The sequence below is a fragment of the Allosphingosinicella sp. genome (assembly GCF_036403745.1).
Lineage (GTDB): Bacteria > Pseudomonadota > Alphaproteobacteria > Sphingomonadales > Sphingomonadaceae > Allosphingosinicella.
In genome coordinates, this window is record NZ_DASWQI010000082.1 from 65,293 (window position 1) to 77,891 (window position 12,599).

At 68.1% G+C, this 12,599-nt stretch carries 19 protein-coding genes; 9 read left to right on the forward strand and 10 right to left on the reverse strand.

Features of this window, described 5'->3' with window-relative positions; translation table 11 throughout:
- Positions 1-48: 48 nt before the first annotated feature.
- The 3 genes from VGC56_RS15410 (at position 49) to queE (ending at position 1,959) form a co-directional block, all read left to right on the forward strand.
- Positions 49-456 (forward strand): DUF3617 domain-containing protein, encoded by a 408-nt coding sequence (locus tag VGC56_RS15410; protein ID WP_464126283.1) that lies wholly within the window; start codon positions 49-51, stop codon positions 454-456.
- A gap of 190 nt (positions 457-646) precedes the next feature.
- The gene (queC, locus tag VGC56_RS15415) at positions 647-1,336 is read left to right on the forward strand and encodes a 7-cyano-7-deazaguanine synthase QueC (protein ID WP_464126285.1); all 690 of its coding nucleotides are present in this window, start codon (positions 647-649) and stop codon (positions 1,334-1,336) included.
- Positions 1,333-1,959 (forward strand): 7-carboxy-7-deazaguanine synthase, encoded by a 627-nt coding sequence (gene queE, locus VGC56_RS15420; protein WP_464126287.1) that lies wholly within the window; start codon positions 1,333-1,335, stop codon positions 1,957-1,959. The genes queC and queE overlap by 4 nt, the downstream gene beginning before the upstream one ends.
- An 11-nt stretch (positions 1,960-1,970) precedes the next feature.
- On the opposite strand, the gene VGC56_RS15425 is transcribed toward queE, so the two are convergent.
- The 3 genes from VGC56_RS15425 to lipB all read right to left on the reverse strand — a co-directional run bounded on the left by VGC56_RS15425 (position 1,971) and on the right by lipB (position 3,951).
- Positions 1,971-2,657: a hypothetical protein gene (locus tag VGC56_RS15425; RefSeq protein WP_464126288.1), complete on the reverse strand. Its 687-nt coding sequence runs from the start codon at positions 2,655-2,657 to the stop codon at positions 1,971-1,973.
- A 235-nt stretch (positions 2,658-2,892) separates the two neighbouring features.
- Complete coding sequence (locus VGC56_RS15430) at positions 2,893-3,198, reverse strand: hypothetical protein (protein WP_464126290.1); 306 nt, start codon at positions 3,196-3,198, stop codon at positions 2,893-2,895.
- 90 nt (positions 3,199-3,288) lie between these two features.
- On the reverse strand, positions 3,289-3,951 hold the full coding sequence (lipB, locus tag VGC56_RS15435; RefSeq protein ID WP_464126317.1) for a lipoyl(octanoyl) transferase LipB: 663 nt from the start codon (positions 3,949-3,951) through the stop codon (positions 3,289-3,291).
- A gap of 117 nt (positions 3,952-4,068) precedes the next feature.
- Between lipB and VGC56_RS15440 the strand changes: the two genes are divergently transcribed.
- The gene (locus VGC56_RS15440) at positions 4,069-4,806 is read left to right on the forward strand and encodes a hypothetical protein (protein WP_464126292.1); all 738 of its coding nucleotides are present in this window, start codon (positions 4,069-4,071) and stop codon (positions 4,804-4,806) included.
- A 16-nt stretch (positions 4,807-4,822) separates the two neighbouring features.
- Here the strand turns inward: VGC56_RS15440 and VGC56_RS15445 are convergent, their stop codons facing one another.
- The 5 genes from VGC56_RS15445 to VGC56_RS15465 all read right to left on the reverse strand — a co-directional run bounded on the left by VGC56_RS15445 (position 4,823) and on the right by VGC56_RS15465 (position 7,262).
- Positions 4,823-5,404, reverse strand: coding sequence for a GNAT family N-acetyltransferase (locus VGC56_RS15445; RefSeq protein WP_464126294.1), 582 nt, complete (start codon positions 5,402-5,404; stop codon positions 4,823-4,825).
- 1 nt (position 5,405) lies between these two features.
- The gene (locus VGC56_RS15450) at positions 5,406-5,831 is read right to left on the reverse strand and encodes a DUF3995 domain-containing protein (protein ID WP_464126296.1); all 426 of its coding nucleotides are present in this window, start codon (positions 5,829-5,831) and stop codon (positions 5,406-5,408) included.
- A gap of 142 nt (positions 5,832-5,973) precedes the next feature.
- A complete protein-coding gene (locus VGC56_RS15455) occupies positions 5,974-6,384 on the reverse strand; it encodes a hypothetical protein (protein ID WP_464126298.1) in 411 nt (136 codons plus the stop codon).
- Between the two features lie 221 nt (positions 6,385-6,605).
- A complete protein-coding gene (locus tag VGC56_RS15460) occupies positions 6,606-6,935 on the reverse strand; it encodes a DUF6968 family protein (RefSeq protein WP_464126300.1) in 330 nt (109 codons plus the stop codon).
- A gap of 96 nt (positions 6,936-7,031) precedes the next feature.
- Positions 7,032-7,262 (reverse strand): hypothetical protein, encoded by a 231-nt coding sequence (locus VGC56_RS15465; protein WP_464126302.1) that lies wholly within the window; start codon positions 7,260-7,262, stop codon positions 7,032-7,034.
- Between the two features lie 152 nt (positions 7,263-7,414).
- Between VGC56_RS15465 and VGC56_RS15470 the strand changes: the two genes are divergently transcribed.
- The 3 genes from VGC56_RS15470 (at position 7,415) to VGC56_RS15480 (ending at position 9,972) form a co-directional block, all read left to right on the forward strand.
- Positions 7,415-7,723: a hypothetical protein gene (locus VGC56_RS15470; protein WP_464126303.1), complete on the forward strand. Its 309-nt coding sequence runs from the start codon at positions 7,415-7,417 to the stop codon at positions 7,721-7,723.
- A 416-nt stretch (positions 7,724-8,139) separates the two neighbouring features.
- Positions 8,140-9,066 (forward strand): hypothetical protein, encoded by a 927-nt coding sequence (locus VGC56_RS15475; RefSeq protein WP_464126305.1) that lies wholly within the window; start codon positions 8,140-8,142, stop codon positions 9,064-9,066.
- A 174-nt stretch (positions 9,067-9,240) separates the two neighbouring features.
- Positions 9,241-9,972, forward strand: a complete 732-nt coding sequence (locus VGC56_RS15480; RefSeq protein WP_464126307.1) for a glycine zipper 2TM domain-containing protein — start codon at positions 9,241-9,243, stop codon at positions 9,970-9,972.
- 69 nt (positions 9,973-10,041) lie between these two features.
- Here VGC56_RS15480 and VGC56_RS15485 read toward each other — a convergent pair whose 3' ends face one another.
- On the reverse strand, positions 10,042-10,257 hold the full coding sequence (locus VGC56_RS15485) for a hypothetical protein (protein WP_464126309.1): 216 nt from the start codon (positions 10,255-10,257) through the stop codon (positions 10,042-10,044).
- Between the two features lie 94 nt (positions 10,258-10,351).
- Positions 10,352-10,897 (reverse strand): redoxin family protein, encoded by a 546-nt coding sequence (locus VGC56_RS15490; protein WP_464126311.1) that lies wholly within the window; start codon positions 10,895-10,897, stop codon positions 10,352-10,354.
- Between the two features lie 207 nt (positions 10,898-11,104).
- On the opposite strand from VGC56_RS15490, the gene VGC56_RS15495 reads away from it, so the two are divergent.
- Positions 11,105-11,533: a DUF2231 domain-containing protein gene (locus VGC56_RS15495; protein WP_464126313.1), complete on the forward strand. Its 429-nt coding sequence runs from the start codon at positions 11,105-11,107 to the stop codon at positions 11,531-11,533.
- The coding region (locus tag VGC56_RS15500) for a PQQ-dependent sugar dehydrogenase (RefSeq protein WP_464126314.1) at positions 11,530-12,599 on the forward strand (1,070 nt) is incomplete at its 3' end. The genes VGC56_RS15495 and VGC56_RS15500, both read left to right, overlap by 4 nt.

Below are 12,599 nucleotides of genomic sequence, written 5' to 3' on the forward strand. Positions count from 1 at the left end.
GCCGATGGGCGCTTTCGATTCTGCCGTCATTGCCCCTATACGAGAGCGATGTGGCGGTGGGGGAAAGCACGGCCAGCGCTTGCGCTGGGGCTCGCCGTGGCGGCGGCGCCGGCGCTTGCGCTGGCGGGCAGCCGCGCCGCCGACGCGCTCGCCAAGCTCGAACATGGCCGCTGGCAGGTCCGCAGCGCCAGCCAGGCGGCGGTCCAGCATTCCGTCTGCCTCGGCGATCCGGCTTTGCTCTTCCAGGTCGAGCACGGTCCGCGCGGCTGCAGCCAGCAATTGCTGAGGACGGGCGAGCGCAACGCCACCGTAGAATATGTCTGCCGGGGCCGCGGCTTTGGCCACACGACGGTGCGGATGGAGACCTCGACGACCGCCACCATCGACACCCAGGGCTTCGTCGACGGCCACCCCTTTTCGTACCGCGCGACGGCCCGGAAACTGTCCGACTGTTGAGGAACGGGAGAAGTCGAGGGCATTAACCCTCTGTTTACCCTGATCCATGTATGGAAGAACTGTGTCCGCTTCTGCAGGCACGCTTTCCTCCCTAGCAGGCTTCACAGCCGAACCTGGGCCGCTCCTCACCGGGCGGCCCGTTCTTTTGGCGCCCTTGCCGCGCCGCCGCGGCTTCACTAGCTGGCGCGCCATGTCCGCATCCCCTCCCAAGGCCGTGACCCTGCTGTCCGGCGGCCTCGATTCGATGGTCGTCGCCGCTTTGGCGCGCGAGCGGGGCTTCGCCGTGCTCGCGCTGACGGTCGATTACGGCCAGCGCCACCGCATCGAGCTGGAGGCGGCAGCGCGAGTCGCGGCGGCTGTCGGCGCCGAGCGGCACATCGTCCTGCCGCTCGATCTCCGCGCCTTTGGCGGCTCGGCGCTCACCGCCGACATCGACGTGCCGAAGGATGGATTGGGGAGCGACGTCCCCGTCACCTACGTGCCGGCGCGCAACACGATCCTGCTCTCGCTGGCGCTGGGCTGGGCCGAGGCGGCGGGGGCCCGGGATCTGTTCATCGGCGTCAATGCGCTGGATTATTCGGGCTATCCCGACTGCCGGCCCGATTTCATCGCCGCCTTCGAGCGCCTCGCCGCTCTTGCGACAAGGGCCGGCGCCGGGGACGCGCCGTTCCGCATCCAGGCGCCGCTCCAGCACATGACCAAGGCCGATATCGCCCGCGAGGCGGCCCGGCTTGGGCTCGACGCCGGCATCAGCTGGACGTGCTACGATCCCACGCCCGACAGCTTGCATTGCGGCCGGTGCGACGCCTGCCGCCTCCGGAGCAAGGGGTTCGAGGAAGCCGGACTACCCGATCCCACCCGCTACGCCGTGCGGCCATGAGCTACGCGGTCAAGGAGATCTTCCTGACGCTGCAGGGGGAGGGAATGCAGGCGGGCCGCCGCGCAGTCTTCCTGCGCTTCGCCGGCTGCAACCTGTGGTCCGGCCGCGAAGCGGACCGCGCTGCCGCCCAGTGCCGCTTCTGCGACACCGATTTCGTCGGCACCGACGGGGAGAATGGCGGCCGGTACCAAGCCGACGCGCTCGCGCAGCAAGTCGCAACCCTCTGGGGCGAGGGCGATCGGCCCCTCGTCGTGATCACCGGCGGCGAGCCGATGCTGCAGCTCGATACAGCGCTCATCGACGCGCTGCATGCCCGCGGCTTCGAAGTGGCGATGGAGAGCAACGGAACCCTTGCCGCCGCGCCGGGGCTCGACTGGGTCTGCATCAGCCCCAAAGCGGGCACCGAGGTGGTGCAGCGCGCCGGCGACGAGTTGAAGCTGGTCTGGCCGCAGGAGGGGCTCGACCCCGAGGCACTGCTCGGCTGGGACTTCAGGAACTTTCTCATCCAGCCGATGGACTGCGCCGACGGCGAGGCCGCGATTCGCGCCTCGATCGGCTATGTCATGGCCCATCCGCGCTGGAGGCTGAGCCTCCAGACCCACAAGCTCCTGGGACTGCCCTAGAGCCGCTGTGCTCAGCCGCGCCGCTTCTTGCCCGAATCCTCGCCGCCCGCGCCGCCGCAGCGCGCGGTGAGCTCGTTGGCCTTGTTCCAGCAATCCTCGCCGAGGTTCGGAAGCTGCGGCACCTGCACGGCGTAGGGATTGTAGGCGAGCGGCTTGTCGAAGGCGGGTGCGAGGCTGCTGCGGACTTCGCGGATATGGGCGAGGGCGAAGGGGGCCAGTTCGCCCTTGGGGACCCGCAGCCCGCTCTTCAGCGCGTTGGTGGAGATCTGGCAGAAGCCCTGGATATTCATCGTCGAGAAGCTGTTGTAGGTCCGCGTCGAATATTGGTCGAACAGGTTGGCCCCCTTGGGGCCGCTGACCCGCAGGAAATATTTGCCGAGCGCGGCATAGGCTGCCGCGAGTTCGGTCGCGTGGTGGGCGATGAAGCCGTTATAGTTTTGCGTCGCGCGCATGTAGGACGATTGGCACTGGAGCGCCGACACGTTCATCGCCGCGCGGAAATTCCACAGCAGGGCCGCCCGCTGCTCGGCCAGGGTGGCGCCAGGAAGCGGCTCGCCGACGATCGGGTCGGAGGCTTCCACCGGTCCGCCCTTGAAGTCGGGATTGTAGAAGAAGAGCTGCGCAGCCGCGGGCGCCGGCGCGAGGCCCGCGAACGCGACGGCGGCGGCCAGCATGGCGGAAATTCGTCTCGGCATCATTGTCCCTCGCTCGTCCCCGTAGGTCGCTCGTCCCCGTGCCGCTCAGGATGGGCGTGCCGCTCCCGTCCGTCCAGTGGAGCAGGAGGCTCCCGTCGCGCCTGCGGCACGGTCCGCCACCCGCTTAAGCGCCTCGTCCGCATAAGAAAAGCGGGCGCATAAGAAAAGAGTGCGCATAAGAAAAGGCCGCCCGGTCGCCCGGACGGCCTTTCCGAACTGATGGCGTTGCCGCCGGCAATTACATGCCGGTGGTGTTGCCCGTGCCGGCGCCCGTCGTGGTGTTCGACGTCGTCGTGTTGGTGGTCGTGGCGGTCGACGCGTTGCCGGTGCCGGTGGTGCCGGCGGCGGCGCCGATGTTGGCGTCCGCACCGTTCACGGCGTTGACCGAGGTCACGTCGCTGGCGTTGCCCATCAGGGCATCGTCGGTCGCATAGTTGGAGGTGTTGTTGGTGGTGGTGTCGCTGCTGCCGCCGCAAGCGGCGACGAGCAGGGCCGCACCGGCGACCATGGAGCCGGTGAGGACAGTCTTGAAGAGGTCACGCATTTAGAAACTCCCTAGATTGGCGATTTGGCTGGGGTGGACCCTTTTTCTGCCCAAATCGGTTGCGCACACTAAACGGAAAGAGTGGGGCCCTCAAGCCTTCCCCGCACCCCCCTCGAGAGCGGCGAGGAAATCGCAGAAGCCCGCGGCCAGTGCCAGATCGAAATGTTGCTGCCGTGAAGACACTCCCATCTCGTCGAGGCTGGTCACCGGGAACTCGGCAATACCGCACGGCACTATGCCTGAAAAGTGGGAAAGTTCCGGCGCGAGGTTTACCGCAAAGCCGTGAAAGGTGACCCAGCGCCGCACCCGCACCCCGATCGCCCCCACCTTCGCCTCCCCCCTGGGCCCATGAGTCCAGATGCCGATCCGCCCCTCCGCCCGGAATGCAGAGACCCCGAGCCGACCCAGTGCGTCGATCACCCAGCCCTCGAGGCAATGGACGAAATGCCGCACGTCCTTGCCCCGCTTCTCGAGGTCGAGCAGCACGTAGCCGACCCGCTGGCCGGGCCCGTGATAGGTGTAGCGCCCGCCGCGCCCGGCGGCGAACACCGGAAAGCCCTGCGGGTTGAACAGCTCGGCCGGATCGGCGCTGGTGCCGGCGGTGAAGAGCGGAGGATGCTCGAGCAGCCAGACCAGCTCGCGCGCGTCGCCGGCGCGGATCGCCCCGGCGCGCGCCTCCATCTCAGCCAGCGTCTCGGCATAGGGGCTGAGGCCGGGGGTCACCCGCCATTCGATCTCGCCGGCCGCATCCATGCTCGCCCCATCCATCTTGGCCATGTCGGCGACCCGCCGCGCCGGCGCAACCCTCGCTTGATAGGCCGGGGCAGCGGCGGGTAAGGCTCCAGCGAACCGACGGGGGCACGACACGCAATGAAGCTTTCCTACAGCGCCATCTGGGACGATACGACGGCGCTGCTGCGCGCGCACGCCTCGCTCGTCGCGGCGCTGGCCGGCGTCTTCCTGTTCCTGCCCGCCCTCGTCGTCGCCTATCTCCTCCCGCAGCCGGTGGTCACCGACCCGAGCCGCGCGCTTGACGCCCTGGTCGGCTTTTACCAGGCCAACTGGCCGTGGCTGCTGCTCGCCCAGCTCGTCCGGATGGTCGGCGCCGCCGCCATCCTCCAGCTCGTCTTCGGCCCCCGCGGCACCAGCGTCGCGGGCGCCATCGTCACCGGCTTGCTCCTCCTCCCTTCCTATTTCGCGGCGCACTTCCTCGCGGAAATCGGAATGGGAATCGGCTTCCTGCTGCTGATCGTGCCCGGCGTCTACCTGATGGGCCGATTCGCGCCATTGGGCGCCGTCATCGTCGCCGAGCGGCGCCGCAACCCGATCGACGCACTCACCCGCAGCTTCGCGCTCAGCGCCGGCCATGGCTGGTCGCTGGCCGGGCTCGTCCTCCTCGTCGCGATCGCCGCGGGAATTACCATGGGCGTCGCCCACGCCGTCTCCGGCATCCTCTTCGTGCTCGTCGCCGGCAAGGCGTTCGGGACCCTCCTCGTCCAGATCGTGGACGCCGCCGCCGGCGCCGCCTTCACCACCCTGTTTCTGCTCCTCTACGCCGCCATCTACCGCGCCTTGAGCCCGAGCGCCTCGGCCGCCGTCTTCGAATAGGGCCTTGCCGGGCGGCTCAGCCGCCGCCGTCGATCAGCGGGATCTGCGGCGCGGCGTGGCGGGGCAGGAGGCCGGCGGGGCGGGGGTCGGGGAAGGTTTCGAACGCGCGCTTCACGGCCTTGAAGCCGGCCCGCAGATAAGCCTTGAGGGCGGCGGGATGGTCGAGCGTGCAGGTATTGACCTTGACCCGCGCCACCCCCGGCCGCCAGGCCAGCGCCAGCACCATCGCGAACAGCCACTTGCCGTGACCCTTGCCGGCGAGCTCCGGCACCAGGCCGAGGAACTTGATCAGGCATTCGCCGGGCGTGCGGAAATCGAGCTCCACGATCCCGACCTCGATCCCAGCCGCGTCGACGACCGCATGCACCTCCCCCATCTCGGCGCGCAGCCGCGCATCGTCGAAGGTGAGCCGCGAATACCAGAGCCACGGCGCGCCGACGCGGGCGAAGAGCAGCCGGTATTTGGCCGGCTCCGGCGAAGGCCAGCGAACGAGGCGGAGCGGCGAGGGCGGCATCGGGCGCAGCGGCGCTCGCGCGTGCATTTCGAGATAGGTGACGACGGCGCCGAGATGGCCGGGGGCGATGGGGGTGAGGCTCATCTCAACGGTCCCACGCCTGCGCGACGAGGAGCGCGCCGAGCAGGAGGAAGAGCGGGCTGTAGAGCCGCGTGTCGTAGCGCGCCCAGCGCGTGCCGCTCAGCGACTTGAAGAAGCCGACATAGCGGTTCGGCACGATGGCGCGGGCGACGAAGGCGGCGCCGACGGCGAGCAGGGCGCCGCGCGCCAGGCCGACGGGGAACGGCAGCGGCAGGCGGCCGGCATGGCCGAGCAGCAGCAAGGCGAGTGCGACGAGACCGACCGCAACGGCCCCCGCGGCGGGCCGCCACCGGGAGAGGCGGTGCGCCATCACCGGGCTACCGTCCGCCCGCTGGGGAAGGGAGACCGCGTAGCCGGTCCGACCGCCGAGCGCCCAGTGCAGGTGGAATGCGGCAGCGAACGCGATGATGGCTAGTGCGGGGACAAGCATCCGCGAAGCATATCAGCGGACCGGGCATTTGCCAGGTCTGTGTCCGCCAAGGGGCGGTCGAGCGGCGAGCGACTTCGTCTGGAGAAGCTGGACCGGGATGGACGCTGGGCCCTCGCTCCCGCGTTGATGAATTTGCCGGGCCTCACCTAGTAGGAGCCTCCCCCATTGCTGCGAGGGCCGCGATACCGTCTTCATCAGTCGCCGTGACATCGGTCACTTCAGCGCCCTGTGGCGTGGTCATGAACTTCTCCGCTATCGTGCAATATGCCAGGGCCCGCTGGCACGCCTTTTTGATGATCCGCTCAAAGCCCGCGACGAGATCCAGGTCAGCGTTTGTGTAGGTGAGAGTGCCGCCAATCTCTCGAAAGTTCCACACCTCGAAACCGTTGGTGTAGCGGTTCTCGTTGACGGGAACGGCCTCGCCCGACAATTCGTATATGTTGGTTCCCCACATATCGATGCGTTCGAAGGTCTGGGCTTCGTCCGCTGTGAGCAGGATGGAGGCTGTGGAGGAGAAGTCCTGTTCGTACCAGCGTGTGAACTTGATCTGCATCTGTGGCTCCTTTCAGAGTGGCAGGGGAAGGCCGACCGGAAGCCAAGTCAAGCCGACCGTGACGACGCCGTGCCGGCGCCAAAGAGGCTGGCGAGCAGCTCGGGCGAGAATCCGCGTTCGACGACATCCGGTGCACCCGTATTTGCCATTGATCGGGTTGTACCACTAGCAGTCCGCAATGGGCGGAAAGCGGAGGTCCGCCGTACGGGCGCGCCTGAGGGTTAGCTGTCATTCCGTTCCGGCGGCACATAGAGCTGCCCCTCGCCCCAGCCGGGAGGGAGGTCCAGGTCGTACTGTTTCACGTAGGTGAGCTTGCCGCTCTTGTAGAGATGGCTCTCCATGAGTTCGGAATGGACCACCTTCATCGCAAGCATGAGGGCCTGGATACCGTCCAGACCACAAGTATAGCTTTGCTGAGGACGATCGGGCCAGATTATCGACCATCGACACTCAAACTCGCCGCCGGGGGCCAACGCAGGCTGATGGAAGCGAATGGTGACTCTGTCATCGCCGCTTTCGAAAATACGTTCTACGAACGGTGCTTCGCTCATTCGCCATCGATCGCACGCGGCGAGCTCGGCGACAATTGGCGGGTGGCAGCTATCGCGCTTTCAGGCCAGACGTCCGCAATGGGTGGAAAGGGGACCCTAGCGCCACCTCCGACTGCGCCACAATAGCAGCGCAAAAGTCAGCATTGCGACGCCCAGAGCAACAAAGGCTGCGCCGAAAAAGGGCCCCATGCCAGCTTGTCCATCGGCATGAGGGTCGGACATTTCCACCTGCCAAGAGGCGAGGCGAAAGACGATCTGGTAGGCTGCGACCGATGCGGCCCCCGCTGCAAGCAGCGACATCGCCAGCCGTTTGATCAGCGTCCGCATGCGCCGGATGTGGCGCATTCAAGGGCTGTTCGCAATCCGTCGGTGATCGTCCGCTAAGGATGGAAAGCGGACAGGAAACCCGCGAGGATGCATCTGTGGACGAGTGGACACTGCCTCGCCAGCCAGTACAGGGCAGCGCCTGGAGGGCACTGGTGGCGGACGACAAGCTAAGCAGGCGCGAAAGGTTGATCGAGCTGCGCGGGCAGGAGGCGGGCCTGTTGCAGGCGATCGCCCTGCTCGACGCCCTGGCCGCCCCGATGATCGAGCGTCTCGAAGCTGATCCTGCTGGCCCCGCGAACCGCCAGCGCCGGCCGCGGATCAAGGCTTACCAGGTCGCCGCTACTAGGCTGCGCACGCGGCTGCGGAAGGTGCATCGGCTCGCCGAGCGGCTGGAAGCGCCTGAGGACGTGGCCGACAGCGAGGAGGCCGTGAAGAACGCTCTGAGAGACCTCGGCCTCTGAACCCCGGCTAACGAGATATCTCACCATTCGAGGTGCTGGGGGATCCCCTTACCCGCATCGTAAGGACTCCGCTGCTAGCCGGACAAGCGGGCTCGTCAGACGGGCATAGCGAACAGCGGCTCGATCCTTCGACGCCGAGTTCCATCAAGTGAACCTGAGACGCAAATGTCCGCAATGGGTCGAAAGCGGACATTTGAAAGCAGGGTGTCGAGACGTGCCGGGCTTGCCTGGCACGTACCTGACGCTAGGTTTCGAACCGGGTTCAGGGTGTCACCGGGGTTCGACGCAAGAAGGCGGGTCGACCCCGGATCAAGCCGGGCGTGACCGGCCCTCTCGGTCCGACGCAGCGTGTGGTCTGAACCAAATTGGTGCACAACATGCTTGTAAGTCTGTTCTATATGTGTTCTACTCTTCCCATGCAGGAGGCGGAGCGATCGAAGGACCGGCCGTGGCGGCGGCTGGATGCGGGGGCGAAGGCGGCGGTGGTGCTGGGGTTGATGGACGGCGCACGGGTGGTCGACCTGGCTGCGGGACTGGGGGTCACGGCGCAGGCGTTTCGCAATGCCCGCAAGCGCGATCCGCTGTTCGATGCCGGGTGGCGGGCGGCGCAGGCGGCGTCCGCGGAGGCGGAGCGGCGGGCGGCGCGGGAGAGGCGGATTTTGCGTTCGGGCGCTGTAGGGGCAGGCGAGGCGCTGGGCGGCGGCGAGGCGGGGCGCGCGGGCGCGGCGCTGGGCCTCGGCGAGGGCGTGGACGCCTGCGAAGATATGGCCGGCGAGGAGCGGATCGTCTGCAACAACCGGCGCCTGTTCCAGCGGCGCAGGATGCGGCACGTCCGCTTCGACGTGCGGCGACGGGGGGTGTTCCTGGCGCATTTCGCGTGGAGCTGCGACCTTCTCGCCGCGGCGGCCGAGGCGGGGGTGTGCGAGCGGACGGTGTACGTGCACCTGCGCACCGACGCGGAATTCCATGCCCTGTTCCAGGCGGCGCTCGAACAGGGTTATGCGTGGCTCGAGGCCGAGGCGGTGCGGCAGCGGCTCGCGGTGCAGCAGCGGTTGCGGGCGGCGCTGGAGGCGTCCGCGCCGGCGGCGGACGCGGACGCGGCCTCGTCATGTGCCGGGACGGAGGCGGAGCTGGCCGGTGAGTTTGAGCGGGTCATGAAGCTCCTGACGCGGTGGGACCGCAGGCAGGGGGGTGCGCCGGCCATAAGGCGGCACCGGCCGTCGGCCGAGCAGGCGTGGACCTTCGAAGAGGCGATTACGGCGCTCGAAAAGCGGCTGAAGGCAGTTGGGTTGTTGAGGAAAGGAGACGGTACGTCGGCCAAGGGGGCGGCTGACGCGCCTTGAGCGGCGGACGTCGCTCGCCCGCCGATGGAACTATTGCGCCCCCCAAACGATCTACCCTTGTCGGGACCCGGGCGTGTTGCCCGGTCCTTTTGTGCGCACCCCCGACCGACCAGGCCCGCGCGGCTTCTCTGCGCGGGCGGCGATCCGGCGCGCATCTGTATTTTGGAGTATATCATGATCCGATTGATGACGAGCGCCGCTTTGGCGGTTTCGATGCTGGCGGTCGCGCCGGCCAGTGCGCAGACCTACGGTTCCACGCGTGGCTACGCCTCCGTCCAGAGCAACGCTTATGGCTACGGCAACGACTTCTGGCGCGGTGCGCCGAGCGACACGTGGCAGCGGATCGACTACCTCCAGCAGCGCATCGACCGCGGCATGGCCGACGGCTCGCTCTCGCCCCAGGAGGCGCGCCGCGCCCAGATGGAGCTTCGGCAGATCCGCCGCGATGCGATGCGCCTGCGCCGCGGCGGCAGCTTCTCCGCCAGCAACTCGGCGATGGTGCAGAGCCGCCTCGACAACCTCAGCCGGAACCTGCGCTGGGCTCGCCACAACGGCGAAGGCGCCTATGGCAGCAACGGTTACGGCAATAACGGCTATGGCGAGCAGCGCGATTTGTCGCGCTACAACACCAGCTACGACGCCCAGCGTTATTATCGCGACGGCCCGCAATATAGCGAGCGCCGGCTCAGCGATGCGGACGAGGTCTATCGCGGTTCGGACGGCCGCTATTATTGCAAGCGCAGCGACGGCACGACCGGCCTCATCATCGGCGGCGCCGCGGGCGGGCTGCTTGGCAACGTCGTCGACGGCGGCCGCAACCGGGTCGCGGGAACGCTGATCGGCGGCGCGCTGGGTGCGCTGCTCGGCCGTTCGGTGGAGCAGAACAGCGACATTCGCTGCCGCTAAGCAGGCAGGGCAACGCGAGGCGCGCTTTCTTCGGAAGGCGCGCCTTTCGTTCGTCTGGAGCCTTTTTTCCTAGAGCCCGGTGGGGCCGTTGATCTGGTAGCTGGCGGGGCGGAGGTTCGGGTCGAGCCCTTGGACGGCCTCGTCCAAGGCGCGCAGGCGGGCGGCGCGCGCTGGGCGCCCGGTCGTCACGGCGTGGCGGGGAGGGAGGTGCGCGCGGACGGCGTCGGCGCGGTTCGGCATCGGCGCGTATTGCGTGGCGAGCAGCAGGGCTGCGAGTCCGAGCATCGCTGCGATCTCCCTCAGAACATTGTGCTTTTCCGCATAACCGGCGACGGGTGCCTGAGGTTCCGGACGCCGTGGGGGCGGCTGATGTCGGGGCTCAGCCGCCTTGGCGCGGGTTCGCCTTCAGCCAGTCCAAGACCCGGTCCGGCGCGCTTTCGCCATAGGGGTCGTCATCGGCGCCCTCGTCGTTGATGCCGGGCTCCTCGAACCATGCGACGATCACCTCGTCGTCGACCACGGCGGCGTAGCGCCACGAGCGCTGGCCGAAGCCGAGATGGTCCTTCTTGACCAGCATGCCCATGCGGCGGGTGAAGTCTCCGGAGCCGTCCGGCAGCAGCTTCAACGACTTGATCCCGAGGTGCTTGCCCCATTGGTACATCACGAAGGCGTCGTTGACCGAGAGGCAATAGACCTCGTCCGCGCCGGCCGCGCGCAGCTCCGGGTACATGGCCTCGTAGGCGGGGCATTGCTCGGTGGTGCAGGTCGGGGTGAAGGCGCCGGGCAGGCTGAACAGGACGACGCGCTTGCCGTCGAACACCCTGGCGCTGGGCAGGTCCTCCCAGCGGAAGGGATTCTCGCCGCCGATGCTCTCGTCGCGCACGCGGGTCTTGAACGTCACGTCGGGCACATGGCGGTTCAGCATGTCGGGCTCCTTCTGGTCCGGGTCGGCAACGCCGTGCGGGCGGGTCCGGGTCCAAGGGTCGTCAAGCGCGGGTGCGTTTGCCGGGAACAAGTGGCGGGGCCTGACATTCTGCCAGCGCGCCTCCCCCGGCGCCGGTAGGGCCGCGTTGCATCGGAACCGCATGGCATGCGGCGCCGGTGGGCCATTTCTCCAGCGAGGACGACCGACGTGGCCGCGAGCGACGACCGCCTATTTACAAGAGCGATCCACCCCCTGCATGCGGCCCTGTTGGCCGGCGCCGTGCCCTTGTTCTTGGGCGGGCTGCTCAGCGACCTCGCCTATGGGAATAGCGCGGAGATGCAGTGGAGCAATTTCGCCGCCTGGCTGATCGCCGGCGCGATGGTGTTCACCGGCTTCGCTCTGCTGTGGGCGTTCATCGCGGCGATCCGCGTCCGTTTCAGGGCGGGATGGCCGCTCTGGTGCTTCCTGCTGCTGCTTGCGGCGTTCGTGCTCGGCTTGGTCGACTCGTTCGTCCACGCCCGCGATGCCTGGGGGATCATGCCGGCAGCGCCGATCCTGTCGGCGATCGTGACCCTCGTCATCCTCCTCGCCGCGATGATCGGGTTGGCGAGCCTGCGCGCGGGAGAGGCGAAATGAAGCGGCTGTTCCTGATACCCACCCTAGCGGCCCTCGCGACAGGCTGCGGCGGCGGCGGCGGCGGTGCCGATCCGATGCAGTACGGCGGCGATCCGCAGCTGCCGGGCCAGCAGCACGCGCTGGTGCCGAGCATGAAGATCGCCAACCCCGCCTCCTGGGGCAACCAGCGGCCGACCGTGCCCGAAGGCTATACGATTACGGCCATCGCCACGGGCTTCGGCATCGCCCGCCAGACGCTGGTTCTGCCCAACGGCGACATCCTGGTGGCGGAGGGGCGCGGCGGCGGCGAGCCGGCGCTGCGGCCCAAGGACTTCATCGCCGGCTTCATCAAGGCGAAGGGGACGAGCGACGCCAAGAGCGGCAACCGCCTCACCCTGCTGCGCGACGCGAACGGCGACGGCGTTTACGAAGGTCGCACGGTCTTCGCCGACCATCTGAACGCGCCCTACGGCCTCGCCCTCGTCGGCGGCAATCTCTACGTCGCCAACCAGGACGCGCTGGTGCGCTTCGCCTACACGCCGGGCCAGACCAAGGCGAGCGGGCCACCCGTGACGGTCACGGACCTGCCGGCGCGGATCAACCACCATTGGACCAAGTCGTTGGCGGCGAGCCCGGACGGGCGCTTCCTTTATGTCGGCATCGGCTCCAACAGCAACATCACCGAGCGGGGCATGCTGGCTGAGGTCGAGCGCGCCAGGATCTGGCAGGTAGACGCGCAGACCGGCGCGCACCGGCCCTACGCCACCGGCACGCGCAATCCGACCGCGCTGGCGATCCAGCCCGGCACCGGCCAGCTGTGGGCCGTCGCCAACGAACGCGATGAACTCGGCCCCGACCTCGTCCCGGATTATCTGACCTCGATCAAGGACGGCGCTTTCTATGGCTGGCCCTACAGCTACTGGGGCCAGAACATCGACACGCGGGTACAGCCGCAGGATCCGCAGCTCGTCGCCTCCGCCACTCGTCCCGACTACAGCCTGGGATCGCACGTCGCGGCGCTCGGCGTATCCTTCTCGGCGCCCGCGATGGGCAGCAAATTCGCCGACGGCGTTTTCGTCGGCGAGCA